Consider the following 14354-nt stretch of genomic DNA (forward strand, 5'->3'; position numbering starts at 1 on the left):
TCATTTACGCTCTACGCTTTCGCTTATATACTTCGGAGTCTGCTAACAGCAACCAGACGGATTTCATGTACCAGCCTGTCACTCTCTTTATCGGCCTGCGCTATATGCGTGGGCGCGCAGCCGACCGCTTCGGTCGTTTCGTTTCCTGGCTGTCGACCATTGGCATTACGCTTGGCGTAATGGCGCTGGTGACCGTGCTGTCGGTCATGAATGGCTTTGAGCGCGAACTGCAAAACAACATCCTGGGGCTGATGCCGCAGGCCGTCATCACCGCGCAAAACGGCTCTATCAATCCTGAACAATTGCCGGCCAATGGGCTCAAATTGCAGGGTGTCAATCGCATTGCGCCGCTGAGTACCGGTGATGTTGTTCTGCAAAGTGCGCGCAGCGTGGCCGTGGGTGTCATGTTGGGTATCGATCCGTCGCAAAAAGATCCGCTGACTCCGTACCTGGTCAACGTGCAGCAATCTTCGCTGGAAGCCGGGCAGTACAACGTGATCCTCGGTGAAGGGCTGGCCGGGCAATTAGGCGTCAATCGTGGTGATCAGATTCGCGTCATGGTGCCGTCCGCCAGCCAGTTCACCCCGATGGGGCGTTTACCCAGCCAGCGTCTGTTTACCGTTGTCGGGACCTTTGCCGCAAGCAGTGAAGTCGATGACTATCAGATGCTGGTCAATATTCAGGATGCGTCCCGTCTGATGCGTTACCCCGCAGGCAATATTACCGGCTGGCGTTTATGGCTGGATGCACCGTTGCAGGTTGATGTTCTGAGCCAGCAAACGCTGCCGCAAGGAACCAAATGGCAAGACTGGCGCGAGCGGAAAGGCGAGTTATTCCAGGCCGTACGTATGGAGAAAAACATGATGGGGCTGCTGTTAAGCCTGATTATTGCGGTGGCGGCCTTTAATATCATTACCTCCCTTGGCCTGATGGTGATGGAAAAACAGGGCGAGGTGGCGATCCTGCAAACTCAGGGGCTGACCCCGCGCCAGATCATGGCGGTCTTTATGGTGCAGGGCGCCAGCGCGGGCATCATTGGTGCGCTGCTGGGGGCCGGGCTTGGCGCACTGCTGGCCAGCCAGTTGAATAATCTGATGCCGGTCATCGGTGCGTTTCTTGATGGCGCTGCGCTGCCGGTAGCCATCGAACCGTTACAGGTAGTTGTTATTGCGCTGGTGGCCATGGCCATCGCGTTGCTGTCTACGCTTTATCCTTCCTGGCGCGCTGCCGCCACCCAACCCGCTGAGGCTTTACGTTATGAATAAGATCCTGTTGCAATGCGACCACCTGTGCAAACGCTATCAGGAAGGGAAAGTGCAAACCGATGTGTTGCACGATGTAAGCTTTAGCGTGGGTGAAGGTGAGCTGATGGCGATTGTCGGCAGCTCCGGTTCCGGAAAAAGTACGCTCCTGCATCTGTTAGGCGGGCTGGACACGCCCACCTCCGGCGAAGTGACCTTCGATAACCAACAACTGAGCAAACTCTCCTCTGCGGCGAAAGCGGAGCTACGCAACCGCGAACTGGGCTTTATCTATCAGTTTCACCACCTGCTGCCCGATTTTACCGCGCTGGAAAACGTCGCGATGCCGCTGCTGATTGGTAAGCATAAAGCGGCAGAAATTGATGTCCGGGCGCGGGAAATGCTGCGAGCGGTTGGGCTTGAGCATCGCGCCAGCCATCGCCCCTCAGAGCTGTCTGGCGGTGAGCGTCAGCGCGTGGCGATTGCTCGTGCGCTGGTCAATAACCCACGTCTGGTGCTGGCGGACGAACCGACCGGCAACCTGGATGCTCGTAATGCGGACAGTATCTTCCAGTTGTTGGGGGAACTGAATGCGTCGCAGGGCACCGCGTTCCTGGTGGTCACACATGATCTGCAACTGGCGAAACGAATGAGCCGCCAGTTGGAGATGCGCGATGGCCGCCTGAGCACTGAAATGACCCTGATGGGGGCTGAGTGATGGCGTCTCCCCTGTCATTACTGATTGGCCTGCGTTTTAGCCGTGGTCGCCGCCGCAGCGGCATGGTATCGCTGATTTCCGTCATCTCCACCGTGGGGATTTCGCTTGGCGTTGCGGTGTTGATCGTCGGGCTCAGCGCAATGAACGGCTTCGAACGCGAGCTCAATAATCGTATTCTGGCGGTGGTGCCCCATGGCGAAATCGAGCCGGTGAATCAGCCGTGGAATAACTGGAACGACGCGCTGGCAAAAGTGGAAAAAGTGCCGGGCATTGTCGCCGCGGCACCTTATATTAATTTCACCGGGCTTGTGGAGAGCGGCACCAATTTGCGAGCGATTCAGGTGAAAGGGGTAAACCCTGAGCAGGAGTCCCGTCTGAGCGCATTACCGAATTTTGTGCAGGCCGATGCCTGGCGCAATTTTAAACCCGGTGAGCAGCAGATTATCCTTGGTAAGGGTGTCGCCGATGCGCTGAACGTGAAACAGGGCGATTGGGTATCGATAATGATCCCTAATTCCGACACCGACCACAAACTGCTACAGCCAAAACGCGTCAGACTGCATGTCACTGGTGTATTGCAATTGAGCGGGCAACTCGACCATGCGTTTGCGATGATCCCCATGGAAGACGCGCAGCAGTATCTGGATATGGGCAGCAGCGTTACGGGCATTGCTATCAAGGTGAAGGACGTCTTTAACGCGAACACGCTGGTGCGTAACGCCGGTGAAGTCACCAACAGCTATGTCTATATTAAAAGCTGGATCGGTAAATACGGTTATATGTATCGCGATATTCAGATGATCCGCGCCATTATGTATCTGGCGATGGTGCTGGTGATCGGTGTCGCCTGTTTTAATATTGTCTCCACGCTGGTGATGGCGGTAAAAGATAAGAGCAGTGATATCGCCGTGCTACGTACATTAGGGGCAAAAGATGGCCTGATCAGGGCTATCTTCGTCTGGTACGGACTGCTGGCAGGCCTGCTGGGCAGTGTGATCGGTGCGGTGATCGGCGTGGTAGCATCACTGCAACTGACCGCGATCATCCGCGTGATTGAGAAGATGTTTGGTCACCAATTTTTATCCGGCGATATCTACTTTATTGATTTTCTACCGTCGGAGCTGCACGCACTGGATGTGGTGTATGTGCTGGTCACCGCTCTGGTGCTGAGTCTGTTGGCAAGCTGGTATCCGGCGCGCCGGGCAAGCAATATCGATCCGGCGAGGGTATTGAGCGGACAATAATAAGAAGCACAAAGGAGAGGCGATGTATTACGGATTTGATATCGGCGGAAGCAAGATAGCGCTGGGGGTATTCGATGATACCCGACGTTTGCAATGGGAAAAGCGCGTCGCCACACCGAAAGACAGTTACGAGACTTTTTTAACGACAATTGCTCAACTGGTAGCCGAAGCCGATGCGCGCTTCGGTGGCCAGGGCAGTGTCGGCATTGGTATTCCGGGTATGCCGGAAACCGCCGATGGCACCCTCTATGCCGCCAATGTGCCAGCCGCCAGCGGTCGACCGCTGCGCAAAGATTTGAGCGTAAGGCTCGCGCGTGATGTCCGCCTTGATAATGACGCCAACTGTTTTGCCCTTTCCGAAGCCTGGGATGATGAATTTCGCCAATACCCGATTGTAATGGGCCTTATCCTGGGCACTGGCGTTGGCGGTGGCATTGTCGCCAACGGCCAGACGCTTAAGGGCCGCAGCTATATTACCGGTGAGTTTGGTCATATTCGCCTGCCAGTTGATGCGATGGCGCTAATGGGCTTTGATTTTCCGCTGACGCGCTGTGGCTGTGGCAAACTGGGCTGTATCGAAAATTATCTGTCCGGGCGCGGCTTTGCCTGGCTGTACCAACATTACTACCATCAATCATTGTCCTCCCCGGAAATCATCGCGCGTTGGGAGCAGGGCGACGCGCAGGCGAAAGCCCATGTTGGACGCTATGCTGATTTGCTGGCGGTGTGTCTTGGGAATATCCTGACGATAGTGGATCCTGATTTACTGGTTATCGGTGGCGGCTTATCGAATTTCTCTGCCCTGACGTCCTTACTGGCGGCGCGTTTACCGCCACACTTGTTACCGGTAGCCCGGATACCCCGCATTGAACGTGCTCGCCACGGCGATGCAGGCGGCATGCGTGGCGCCGCTTTCCTTCATCTTACTGATTAATCCTGAGAGGATGATATGCAGTCTCGTCGGTCACATCGTCTCAGCTGTTTTCGCCGTAACAAACGCCGTTTGCGTGAGCGTTTACGCCAGCGGATCTTTTTCAGAGACCAGGTGGTGCCGGAAGTGATGGAAAAACCGAGAGTAGTGGTACTAACGGGGGCGGGTATCTCCGCAGAATCAGGCATTCGCACCTTCCGCGCCGCGGACGGTTTGTGGGAAGAACACCATGTGGAAGATGTGGCGACGCCAGAAGGTTTTGCCCGCAACCCACAACTGGTGCAGTCTTTCTATAATGCGCGTCGCCAGCAGCTCCAGTTACCGGAGATTGCGCCCAACCCGGCACATCTGGCGCTGGCGAAGCTGGAAGATATCCTCGGCGATCGCTTTTTACTGGTGACGCAGAATATAGACAACCTGCACGAACGCGCCGGAAACCACCATATCATCCATATGCACGGTGAATTGCTGAAAGTGCGCTGTTCGCAGAGCGGGCAGGTGCTGACGTGGACGCAGGACGTGACCCCGGAAGACAAATGCCATTGCTGCCAGTTTCCCGCGCCGCTACGCCCCCATGTGGTCTGGTTTGGTGAGATGCCGCTGGGGATGGATGAGATTTATCATGCGCTCGCAATGGCCGATGTGTTTATCGCTATTGGTACCTCCGGCCATGTCTATCCAGCGGCTGGTTTTGTCCATGAGGCCAAACTGCACGGCGCGCATACCGTTGAGTTAAATCTTGAACCAAGCCAGGTGGGCAGCGAGTTTGAAGAGAAGCATTATGGCCTCGCCAGCGAAGTGGTGCCGGAATATGTTGAGAAGCTGCTGAAAGGGCTGTAAGGCCTGACTCTCTCAAAAAATGAGGGCGTTTTCCCGGGTGCGCTCACGCTTGCCCGGGCCGTTTCGTAGCCCACGGATAAGACAGCGCCGCACCCGGAGGCCGGGAGCGCTAGGGGTTATCTGCGCTATGCCGTTTCCTTGTCCATAGCCATACCGCGAAAAACGTTGCCACGCCTATCATCAGCGCCCACCCCAGGGAGATATTCGCAACCGACAGTGCCCGGTTAGCCAACCACAGGCAAAACGCCTGCCAGCCGATATTGCCGATGGTCATTGCCAGGGTGAACTTCATCGCGTAGCGAAAACGGCTGGTGTAGTTAAAAAGCATCATAAAGGCTATCCAGGCGCAGGCCCAGGCCATAAAACCAAAGCTGTTGCCGGCAACGCTGTCCGGCCCGTTCTGTTCCGGCGGCGGATACCATCTCAGCGGCGGCGTCGGCTGGTTTGTCAGCGCCGCTTCCAGCACATCCAGCGCGGTGTTGACCCCCTGGAACATCAGGCCGCGATGAAAGTACGCCAGCGTCTGGTTCTCGACCATCAAGCGTAATATATGGTCCGGCAGTTGCTGCGCCGTCTGATAGCTGCCGACCAGCAGCACCTGCGGCTTTTGGGTGGTAATCACAATCATTACGCTCCCCGTCATCTCGGGCTGGTTTGCCGTTGCCCGCGCCAGCATTCTTTTGCCGTCACGCAGCAGGCTTGCCTCATTCATAGCGGGAACCACCAGAATATAGAGTGCTATCCCGGTGCGCTGGCGGAACAGTTCTGCTTTGTGGGTAAGCATCTCCGCGCCGGGCACCGTACCGGTGACATCGGTAAAAAGGGTTCGCATTATTGGCACCGGCGCGGCGCTGAGCGCCGCCAGCGGCAGGAGCAGCGTGAGCAGAATTAAAAGCCTTTTCATTTGCGCCCCCTCCGTTTCGCCCGACGCTCTTTGCGCGGGGAATCACTTAAGAACAGCGCGACGGCGATGAAAACAACCCCGCCGATGGCAAACAGCCCCCAGGCAAAGGCGTTAACCCACAGGCTGTTAATCTCCGCCTTATGTGGCTGACCCGGCGGGAAGGCCACCCCAACCGCATCGCCTTCGCTATGTTCATAAAAAACGCTGCCAATGGAGGATTCAAAAACCAGGGTATATTGCGGGGTAGGGCGAAAAGCCACCACCGGGAACCAGGCGCCGCTGTTGCCGACGCTACGCGGGTGGTTGTTGCGCCAGACAGTATCGACGATCAGGCCATCAGTATGTACGGCGTCGCGGGCGTCACGAAACTGTGAGTAAACAATAGCTGCGGCGATGAGCAGCAGTATGGCGCCCAGCGCGGTAAAAATGCGGCGAAAAACCTTCGCGTCCTGCTGCATGCGTACCCTTCCTTTGTCTGCGCAAAAGAGGCCGGGCATCCGCGCCCGGCCCGGATGCAAAACTTAACGTCCTGCTTTCAGCTTCTGATAATACTCTTCGTAAATAGCGCTGGCGCTGCCGACATCGTTTTGCCACTCGCCTTTGTTGATGGTCTCTGCATCCGGATAGAGTGATTTATCATTTGCCACTTTCGGGCTCAGCAGTTTACGGGCCGCGAGGTTTGGTGTCGGATAGCCAATGGTTTCCGCCACCTGCTTTGCAATTTCCGGGCGTAGCAGGAAGTTGATAAGCTTAAGCGCGCCCGCTTTGTTTTTGGCATTGGCAGGGATAGCAAGGCTGTCCATCCAGAAGATACCGCCTTCCTTCGGCCAAATTACCTGCAACGGCGTGCCCGCCTGACGGGCGACATACGCGGAACCGTTCCACACCATCCCGAGATTCACTTCTCCTTCCATATACGGGTTCGCCGGGTTATCGGAGTTGAACGCCGCCACGTTAGGCATCAATTTTTGCAGCTCTTTGTAGGCCGCTTCAATCTCTTTCGGATCTGTGGTATTACCGGAAAGCCCCAGTTTACGCAGCGCTACCTGGAAGACTTCGCGCGCATCATCCGTTAGCAGCAGGCTGCCTTTATACTCAGGCTTCCATAAGTCTGCCCAACGGGTCACGGTCTTAGGGTCAATCGCTTCGCTGTTGATACCTATGGCTGTCGCACCCCAGATATACGGAATGGAGTAGTCGTTATTCGGGTCAAACGGCTTGTTCAGCATCTCCGGATCGAGGTTATGGAAGTTGGTTAGCTGCGTTTTATCGATCTTTTGGATCATGCCCTCTTTACGCATTTTGTCGACAAAATAAGTGGAGGGCACCACCAGGTCGTATGCACCATCTTTATAGGTTTTGAGCTTGGCATACATGGTTTCATTCGATTCATATGTCGAATAGATAACCTTAATGCCCGTCTCTTTGGTGAACTGTTCCAGCAGGCCTGGCGGCACATATTCTGTCCAGTTGTAGAAATAGAGCGTCTTGCTGTCATCCGCATGAGCGGCGTTTATGCCCAGTGCCAGAGCACCCGCAGCAAGCAGGTGGCGTGACCATTTTTTCATTTAACGTCCCCTGAGGTTATGCCTGGCGCGCCAGGCTTTTGGTTTTATCACGTGCAACAAACTGGCTTGCGAACACCATCACCAGCGACAGAACGAGCAGGATGGTTGCCAGCGCGTTCACCTCGGGTGAGACGCCGACTTTCACCATGGAATAGATTTTCAACGGCAGAATTTCATAGCCCGGTCCGGTAACGAAGGACGAGACCACCACATCATCCATCGACAGGGTAAAGCTCAGCAGCCATCCGGCCGCCACGGCAGGCATCGCCAGCGGCAGGATAATTTTGCGCAGGATCACGAGCTCGCTGGCACCCAGATCTTTTGCCGCTTCCAGCATCCGCACATCAAAACCCTTCAGGCGCGAATAAACCGTCACAACTACGAAGGGCAGGCAGAACGTAATATGCGAGAACAGCAGCGACCAGAATCCAAGCTGAACGCCCAGCAGCATAAACAGCACCAGCAATGAGATAGCCATGACGATATCCGGCGACATCATCACGACGAACAGCATGCCGCTGACAAAGGGTTTGCCGCGAAAGCGATAGCGGTACAGCGCCACCGCGGTCAGCGAACCGATAAGCGTGGCGAACGTGGCGGAGAAGACCGCCATCGTGAGCGAGTGCTGTGCTGCCTGCAACAGACTGTCGTTGTTCAGCAGCAGACTGTACCAGTCGGTGGTAAAACCTTGCCAGTTAATCCCAAACCGTGAGCTGTTAAACGAGTTCACAATCAGAATGATAATGGGAATATAGAGGTAGGCGTAAATGGCGGTCATAAAACCGCCGCGCAGCAGTCGACCGATCATTGCAGTTCCACCTTCTTGTCCAGCAGACGCGAGGCGCGCCAGTAAACCAGTAAAAGTAGACCCATCACGATAGTGAGCGTGATGCTGGTGGCCGCGCCAAAAGGCCAGTCGCGAATGTTGAGGAACTGACTTTTAATCACGTTGCCAATCAGCAGGTTTTTTGCGCCCCCCATCAGATCTGAGACGTAAAACAATCCCATCGCGGGCAGCAATACCAGCAGGCAGCCCGCGATAATGCCCGGCATGGTCAGCGGGATAATAATGCGCAAAAACGTCTGTAATTTACTGGCGCCCAAATCTCTCGCCGCTTCCAGCAAAGGTTTATCGAGTTTTTCGATACTGGAGTAAAGCGGCATGACCATAAATGGCAGCAGGATATAGACCAGCCCGATAATGACCGCCGCCGGGGTGAACATCACGCGGATCGGTTCATCAATGACCCCCAGCCAGAGTAAAAATGTATTCAGATACCCTTTGGTGCTGAGGAATATTTTCAGGCCATAGATGCGAATCAGCGAATTGGTCCAGAACGGAACAATCAGCAAAAACAGCAATAGCGGACGCACTTTTGTGGGTAGCTTTGCCAGGAACCAGGCGAAGGGATACCCCAGCATCAGGCAGGCAAGTGTGGCGATTACCGCCATATTCAGCGAGTGCAGCAGCACGTCAAAATAGAGCGGATCCAGCAGACGGGCATAGCTATCCAGCGAGAAGGCCATCGCCACGAAGTGGGCATCGTCACGGGTCAAAAAGCTGGTCGCAATAATCATCAGGTTGGGGAGAAAGACAAACAGCACAAGCCAACCGACGACAGTGGCAATCACCCCATTCTGGAATTTACTTGTGCTCTTCATCAGCCAGTACGACCTCCCAGCTTTCCACCCAATTTATCGCCATTTTTTGGTTCAAAGAGTGGTCAAAATCGGGGTCGTCTTCGTTGAAGAACTCGCTGACCAGCACCATTTTGCCGTTCTCCAGTTCGACTACTGACTCCAGCGTCATCCCTTTATAATTACGCTCACGCACTGCACCAGCGGAGTGGGCGAACGCGGTTGTGTATTCAATTTTTTACTCTGTCCCTTGTCAACGCATCGGATAACGCTCCGGATGCGGGGTTTGTGATTAACCACCTTAGGGTCTGACACATTGATGAAGGGCTGGCATTCTACGGCAAAGCACTGAAATCGCCAATCATTGATCCATTTACGCGGCCAAAAGTGAATTTTGTCAGCTACGTTTAAGTGAACAAAACAAAAATGAAAATATTCTCGTTTGCGGGATAAAAGTGACCTGACGCAATATTTGTCTTTTCCGGCTTATTGATAATGTTGTCACGTTTAGCGAGGGTGGCTGTATGGATAAATTATTAGAGCGTTTTTTGCAGTATGTTGCGCTGGATACTCAGTCGAAGCCGGGTGTCCGTCAGGTACCGAGTACCGACGGGCAATGGAAGCTCTTGCGCTTACTCCAGCAGCAGCTTGAAGAGATGGGGCTGGAAAACGTCACACTGAGCGAGAAAGGTACAGTGATGGCTACGCTGCCCTCTACTGTTGACAAGCCGGTACCTGCTATCGGTTTTATCTCGCATGTTGATACTTCCCCGGATTGCAGCGGTAAAAATGTGAATCCGCAAATCCTCGAAAACTACCGTGGCGGTGATATCGCGCTGGGTATCGGTGATGAAATCCTCTCACCCGTTATGTTCCCGGTGTTGCACCAGTTGTTGGGGCAGACGCTCATCACCACTGACGGTAAAACCCTGCTGGGTGCCGATGACAAAGCCGGCGTGGCGGAAATCATGACTGCGATGGCGGCGCTGAAACAGAAAAAAATCCCGCATGGTGATATTCATGTGGCTTTCACCCCGGACGAAGAGGTTGGTAAAGGGGCGAAACATTTTGACGTCGAGGCGTTTGGCGCGAAATGGGCATACACCGTCGACGGTGGCGGGGTGGGGGAACTGGAGTTCGAAAACTTCAATGCCGCCTCGGTCACCATCAAAATCGTAGGGAATAACGTCCATCCGGGAACCGCGAAAGGGGTGATGGTGAACGCGCTGTCACTGGCAAGTCGCATTCATGCGCTGGTGCCAGCCGACGAGAGCCCGGAAAATACCGAAGGTTATGAAGGTTTTTACCATCTTACCAGCATCAAAGGCACCGTTGAACGTGCGGAGATGCATTACATCGTTCGCGATTTTGACCGCAAAGCATTTGAAGCGCGTAAGCGCAAAATAATGGAAATCGCCAAAAAAGTCGGGAAAGGTCTGCATCCGGACTGCTACATCGAGCTGGTGATTGAAGACAGTTATTACAATATGCGCGAGAAGATAGTCGATCATCCGCATATTATCGATATTGCCTGTCAGGCCATGCGCGATTGTGATATCGAACCGCAGATGAAAGCGATTCGCGGCGGTACCGATGGCGCGCAGCTATCATTTATGGGGCTGCCCTGTCCTAACCTGTTCACCGGCGGTTATAACTACCACGGCAAACATGAGTTCGTGACGCTTGAAGGGATGGAAAAAGCGGTACAGGTAATCGTGCGTATCGCCGAGCTGACAGCGAAACAGGAATAAAAGCAATTCTCTAAAGAACGAGACAGACAGGCCGGGCAAACGTGATGTTGCCCGGCTTTTTTATGGCTTAGTCTTCAAAGAACCAGTATCCGCTGTTGACCAGCGCGGCAAGCATCGCGAGGAAGGACGGGTCTTCGAGCGCATCGCCAAAGGCGCTATCATTCAGAACAATGTGATTTGCCAGGGCGTCGAGTGCCGGGCGGTGCGGGGAGTTAATCCGCTCGCCGTTAACGAACACTTCGCCCGCGATACGCAATACACGCAGACCACCTAAACGCACCAGCTTGTCCCCCTGTTTCAGGGCATCGTAAATCTCATCAGGCTGGTAGGGCGGCTCCGGTGGCGTGACATCCAGTTCATGACGCGACTGGGTAATAAACTCACCGATCCACTCATTGAAATGCTCTGGCTGATTGATCAGATCGAGCATCATCTGGCGCAGGCCGTCCAGCTCTTGCGGTAGCACATCCGCCGGGTGTTCACGTGACGGCACATCCGGGTCGGTATAACGCTGGCTGCCCAGTTCGCGCTGCAACACATAATCGGCAAAACCGCTGATTAATTCTCGTCCGCTGGGGGCTCGGTAGCCAACGGAGTAGTTCATCGAGTTTTCCAGCGAATAGCCTTCGTGCGGGAATCCTGGCGGAATATAGAGAATATCGCCCGGCTCCATCTCTTCATCAATAATGGCTTCGAAGGGATCTACCTGTAACAGGTCCGGGTGCGGGCAGTGCTGCTTCATTGGCGTCTTTTCACCAACACGCCAGCGGCGGCGGCCGGTACCCTGAATGATAAAGACATCATACTGATCGAGATGCGGGCCAACGCCACCGCCGGGCACGGAAAACGAAATCATCACATCGTCGGTGCGCCAGTCGGGCAGGGCGCGGAAAGGACGCATCAGCGCCGCGGTCGGTTCATGCCAGTTGTTCACCGCCTGCACCAGCAGCGACCAGTTGCTTTCACCCAGATGGTCATAACTTTCGAAAGGCCCGTGGCTGACCTGCCATTTGCCATCAAGATGGCTTACCAGGCGGCTGTCGACTTCATCTTCCATGGCCAGACCGGCCAGTTCGTCAGGGGAAATGGGATCGATAAATTGTGCAAAGCCGCGTTTCAGTACCACCGGGCGTTTTTGCCAGTAGCGCTCGATAAAATCCGGCCAGTTAAGGTTGATGTTATAGTCCATGTTTGTTTCCCCAAACGTTAGTTTGAGTCGGAGTATAACGGATGGTGGACGGCCTGCGTGGGACAGGCCGTGTTATTTTGACTGAATGCGTTAATTATCGCCGCTTATCGGCTGCTGGCGGCCAAAGATGGCCTCCATTTTGGCCCCGCCGAGTAAACTTTCGCTGGTCAGGATTTGCCCGTCGTATTGTTCTACGATTTCGCGTGCGACGGATAACCCCACCCCCTGGCCCGGACGTAGCGTATCGGCGCGCTGACCACGATCAAAGACCACCTCACGTTTGGATAACGGGATCCCAGGACCATCATCTTCGATAATGATGTGCACGCTCTCGTCGGTCTGCCTTGCGGATACTTCGACAAATTCGAGGCAATATTTGCAGGCGTTGTCCAGGAGGTTGCCAATCACTTCCATAAAGTCGTTTTTCTCACCGACAAAGCTTATCTCCGGGGAGATATCGAGGCTGATATTCACCCCTTTTCGTTGATACACTTTGTTTAGCGCCGAGGTCAGGCTATCAAGAAGCGGGGCGACCGGGTGAAGTTCACGGCTGAGCAGCCCGCTGCCACCACGCATGCTGGCGCGATGCAGATAGTAACCAATCTGCTGAGAAATGCGGCTTATCTGTTCCAGCATTACCGGTTCGGCGTCGCTGACGCTCAGCTTTTCACTGCGTAACGAACGCAGCGTACTTTGCAGCACTGCCAGCGGGGTTTTCAGGCTGTGTGTCAGGTCGGTGAGGGTGGTCCGGTATTTGTCGTAGCGCTCGCGCTCGCTTTTGAGCAGGCGGTTGAGGTTACGCACCAGGCTTGTAAGCTCGCGAGTGGTGGCCGGGTTCAGATTCTCGCGGTGATGCTCTTCCAGTTCGCGCACCTCTTTCGCCAGTTCTTCGATGGGGCGCAAGCTCCACCAGGCTGCCATCCATAGCAGTGGGATCACCAGCAACAGGTTTGCCGCCAGGACATAGATGAACCAACTCCATACCATCCAGGAGCGTTTGAGTTCGATAGGCACGGTATCGATAACGACAATGGTGAGCTGCGGCATCCGCGCCGTGGCAGGATAGAGATTGACCGCCACCGAGTGGGTCATCTCCGAGGTGTTGTCATCTTCCCGAATCGCGTTGAACTGCTCCACCACCGACTCATCGTTATCGACCAGTGTGCTGGAGTCGTCCACATCCGCTTCGATTTCATGGAATCCATCGGCCTGGAGCCAGGCGGGGTCAACACGTTTTGCCAGCCACGGGATATCACGTTGCGCCCAGATAAGTTTGCCGTCTTTGTCATAAATCAGCGTGATAGTCGGGCTTTGTAAATTGAGGCTGTTGGGCAGGTCGACAGTCAGGGTGTTGTTTTCCCAGCGGGCAAGGGTATAGAACAGGTTACTTTCACCGCGCAGCAGGCGAAACGTGGTCTTATCGAAACTGACGCTATAGCCTATCAGGGCAACCATGCCATAGGCGAGAGAAAGCACCAGCACGACGGCGGCGGTCGCCAGAAGGAAACGAACCCGTAGCGAGAGCGGCAGAAAATGCCGCATTAAACGTCTCATTTGGGCAGTTCGAAGAGATAACCCTGGCCACGTACCGTGGTGATCACCTCTGCGGGATAGAGTGCCTGGATTTTCTTACGCAAGCGTCCCATAAGGACATCAATGGTGTGGCTTTCGCGCAGTTCGGCATCGGGATAGAGCTGGAGCATCAGCGAATCTTTGCTGACCACTTTGCCGCTGTTGCGAATCAGGGTTTCCATAATGGTGTATTCAAACGCGGTCAGTTTAACCACTTCACCGTTGATCGACATTTCGCGGCGCGAGAGGTCCACCTGAAACGGCGGCATAGAGATAACCTGTGAGGCCAGACCGCTGTTACGGCGCATCAGGGCCTGAATGCGCGCCACAACTTCTTCTATATGGAAAGGTTTGGTGACGTAATCATCGGCACCTGCGCTCAGTACTTCGACTTTATCCTGCCAGCCTTCACGCGCGGTCAGGACCAAAACAGGTAGAGAGACCTCATGGCTGCGCCAGCGGCGAATCAGCGATAAGCCGTCTTCATCGGGCAGGCCGAGATCGACAATGGCGATATCAGGCACGTGTTCATTAAGAAAATAGTCCGCTTCCTTTGCATCTTCCGCGGCATCGACCTGATGTCCCAGTTCCTGAAGCTGAACTTTTAAGTGGTGACGCAACAGGGCATTGTCCTCCACAACGAGTACGCGCATCGTCTTAACTCTCCTTATATTTTCAATACGAATAGTTTAACGCTGATTCTCGGGCGGCAGGGATAAACATTTGTTAAACCGAGAGGAAGGAAGCCCTCTTTCCTG

The 14354-nt window shown here is 54.6% G+C and carries 14 protein-coding genes and 1 pseudogene; 6 read left to right on the top strand and 9 right to left on the bottom strand.

Going from position 1 to position 14354, the window contains the following annotated elements:
• Window positions 1-65: 65 nt before the first annotated feature.
• The 5 genes from lolC to cobB are packed head-to-tail and all read left to right on the top strand — an operon-like array spanning window position 66 to window position 4974.
• Window positions 66-1265: a lipoprotein-releasing ABC transporter permease subunit LolC gene (gene lolC / locus C5523_RS10535; protein ID WP_169039184.1), complete on the top strand. Its 1200-nt coding sequence runs from the start codon at window positions 66-68 to the stop codon at window positions 1263-1265.
• On the top strand, window positions 1258-1959 hold the full coding sequence (lolD, locus tag C5523_RS10540; protein WP_041851705.1) for a lipoprotein-releasing ABC transporter ATP-binding protein LolD: 702 nt from the start codon (window positions 1258-1260) through the stop codon (window positions 1957-1959). The genes lolC and lolD overlap by 8 nt, the downstream gene beginning before the upstream one ends.
• On the top strand, window positions 1959-3203 hold the full coding sequence (gene lolE / locus C5523_RS10545) for a lipoprotein-releasing ABC transporter permease subunit LolE (RefSeq protein ID WP_108701079.1): 1245 nt from the start codon (window positions 1959-1961) through the stop codon (window positions 3201-3203). The genes lolD and lolE overlap by 1 nt, the downstream gene beginning before the upstream one ends.
• 22 nt (window positions 3204-3225) lie before the next feature.
• Entirely contained in the window at window positions 3226-4137 is a 912-nt protein-coding gene (gene nagK, locus C5523_RS10550) for an N-acetylglucosamine kinase (RefSeq protein WP_108701080.1), read from the top strand.
• 15 nt (window positions 4138-4152) lie between these two features.
• Window positions 4153-4974, top strand: a complete 822-nt coding sequence (gene cobB / locus C5523_RS10555) for a Sir2 family NAD+-dependent deacetylase (RefSeq protein WP_041851702.1) — start codon at window positions 4153-4155, stop codon at window positions 4972-4974.
• 109 nt (window positions 4975-5083) lie between these two features.
• Here the strand turns inward: cobB and C5523_RS10560 are convergent, their stop codons facing one another.
• From C5523_RS10560 to potA, 6 genes and pseudogenes are all read right to left on the bottom strand, one after another.
• A complete protein-coding gene (locus C5523_RS10560; protein WP_108701081.1) occupies window positions 5084-5878 on the bottom strand; it encodes a YgcG family protein in 795 nt (264 codons plus the stop codon).
• Window positions 5875-6336, bottom strand: coding sequence for a DUF3592 domain-containing protein (locus C5523_RS10565; protein WP_108701082.1), 462 nt, complete (start codon window positions 6334-6336; stop codon window positions 5875-5877). The genes C5523_RS10560 and C5523_RS10565 overlap by 4 nt, the downstream gene beginning before the upstream one ends.
• Before the next feature lie 63 nt (window positions 6337-6399).
• Window positions 6400-7446, bottom strand: a complete 1047-nt coding sequence (gene potD, locus C5523_RS10570) for a spermidine/putrescine ABC transporter substrate-binding protein PotD (protein WP_108701083.1) — start codon at window positions 7444-7446, stop codon at window positions 6400-6402.
• 16 nt (window positions 7447-7462) lie between these two features.
• On the bottom strand, window positions 7463-8254 hold the full coding sequence (gene potC, locus C5523_RS10575; protein ID WP_071195427.1) for a spermidine/putrescine ABC transporter permease PotC: 792 nt from the start codon (window positions 8252-8254) through the stop codon (window positions 7463-7465).
• Entirely contained in the window at window positions 8251-9108 is an 858-nt protein-coding gene (gene potB, locus C5523_RS10580) for a spermidine/putrescine ABC transporter permease PotB (protein ID WP_108701084.1), read from the bottom strand. The genes potC and potB overlap by 4 nt, the downstream gene beginning before the upstream one ends.
• A pseudogene (gene potA / locus C5523_RS10585) lies at window positions 9092-9286 on the bottom strand (putrescine/spermidine ABC transporter ATP-binding protein); the annotation flags it as partial. The gene potB and the pseudogene potA, both read right to left, overlap by 17 nt.
• Before the next feature lie 322 nt (window positions 9287-9608).
• Here potA and pepT point away from each other — a divergent pair.
• Entirely contained in the window at window positions 9609-10835 is a 1227-nt protein-coding gene (pepT, locus tag C5523_RS10590) for a peptidase T (protein ID WP_108701085.1), read from the top strand.
• A 67-nt stretch (window positions 10836-10902) separates the two neighbouring features.
• Here pepT and C5523_RS10595 read toward each other — a convergent pair whose 3' ends face one another.
• From C5523_RS10595 to phoP, 3 genes are all read right to left on the bottom strand, one after another.
• Window positions 10903-12024, bottom strand: a complete 1122-nt coding sequence (locus C5523_RS10595) for a cupin domain-containing protein (RefSeq protein WP_041851694.1) — start codon at window positions 12022-12024, stop codon at window positions 10903-10905.
• Window positions 12025-12114: 90 nt separating this feature from the next.
• Window positions 12115-13578: a two-component system sensor histidine kinase PhoQ gene (phoQ, locus tag C5523_RS10600; protein WP_041851693.1), complete on the bottom strand. Its 1464-nt coding sequence runs from the start codon at window positions 13576-13578 to the stop codon at window positions 12115-12117.
• On the bottom strand, window positions 13575-14249 hold the full coding sequence (gene phoP / locus C5523_RS10605) for a two-component system response regulator PhoP (RefSeq protein WP_071195424.1): 675 nt from the start codon (window positions 14247-14249) through the stop codon (window positions 13575-13577). Before phoP ends, phoQ begins: the two co-directional genes overlap by 4 nt.
• Window positions 14250-14354 lie beyond the last annotated feature (105 nt).

The sequence above is a fragment of the Phytobacter sp. SCO41 genome (genome assembly GCF_003073275.1).
In the GTDB taxonomy this organism is placed as follows: domain Bacteria; phylum Pseudomonadota; class Gammaproteobacteria; order Enterobacterales; family Enterobacteriaceae; genus Phytobacter; species Phytobacter diazotrophicus.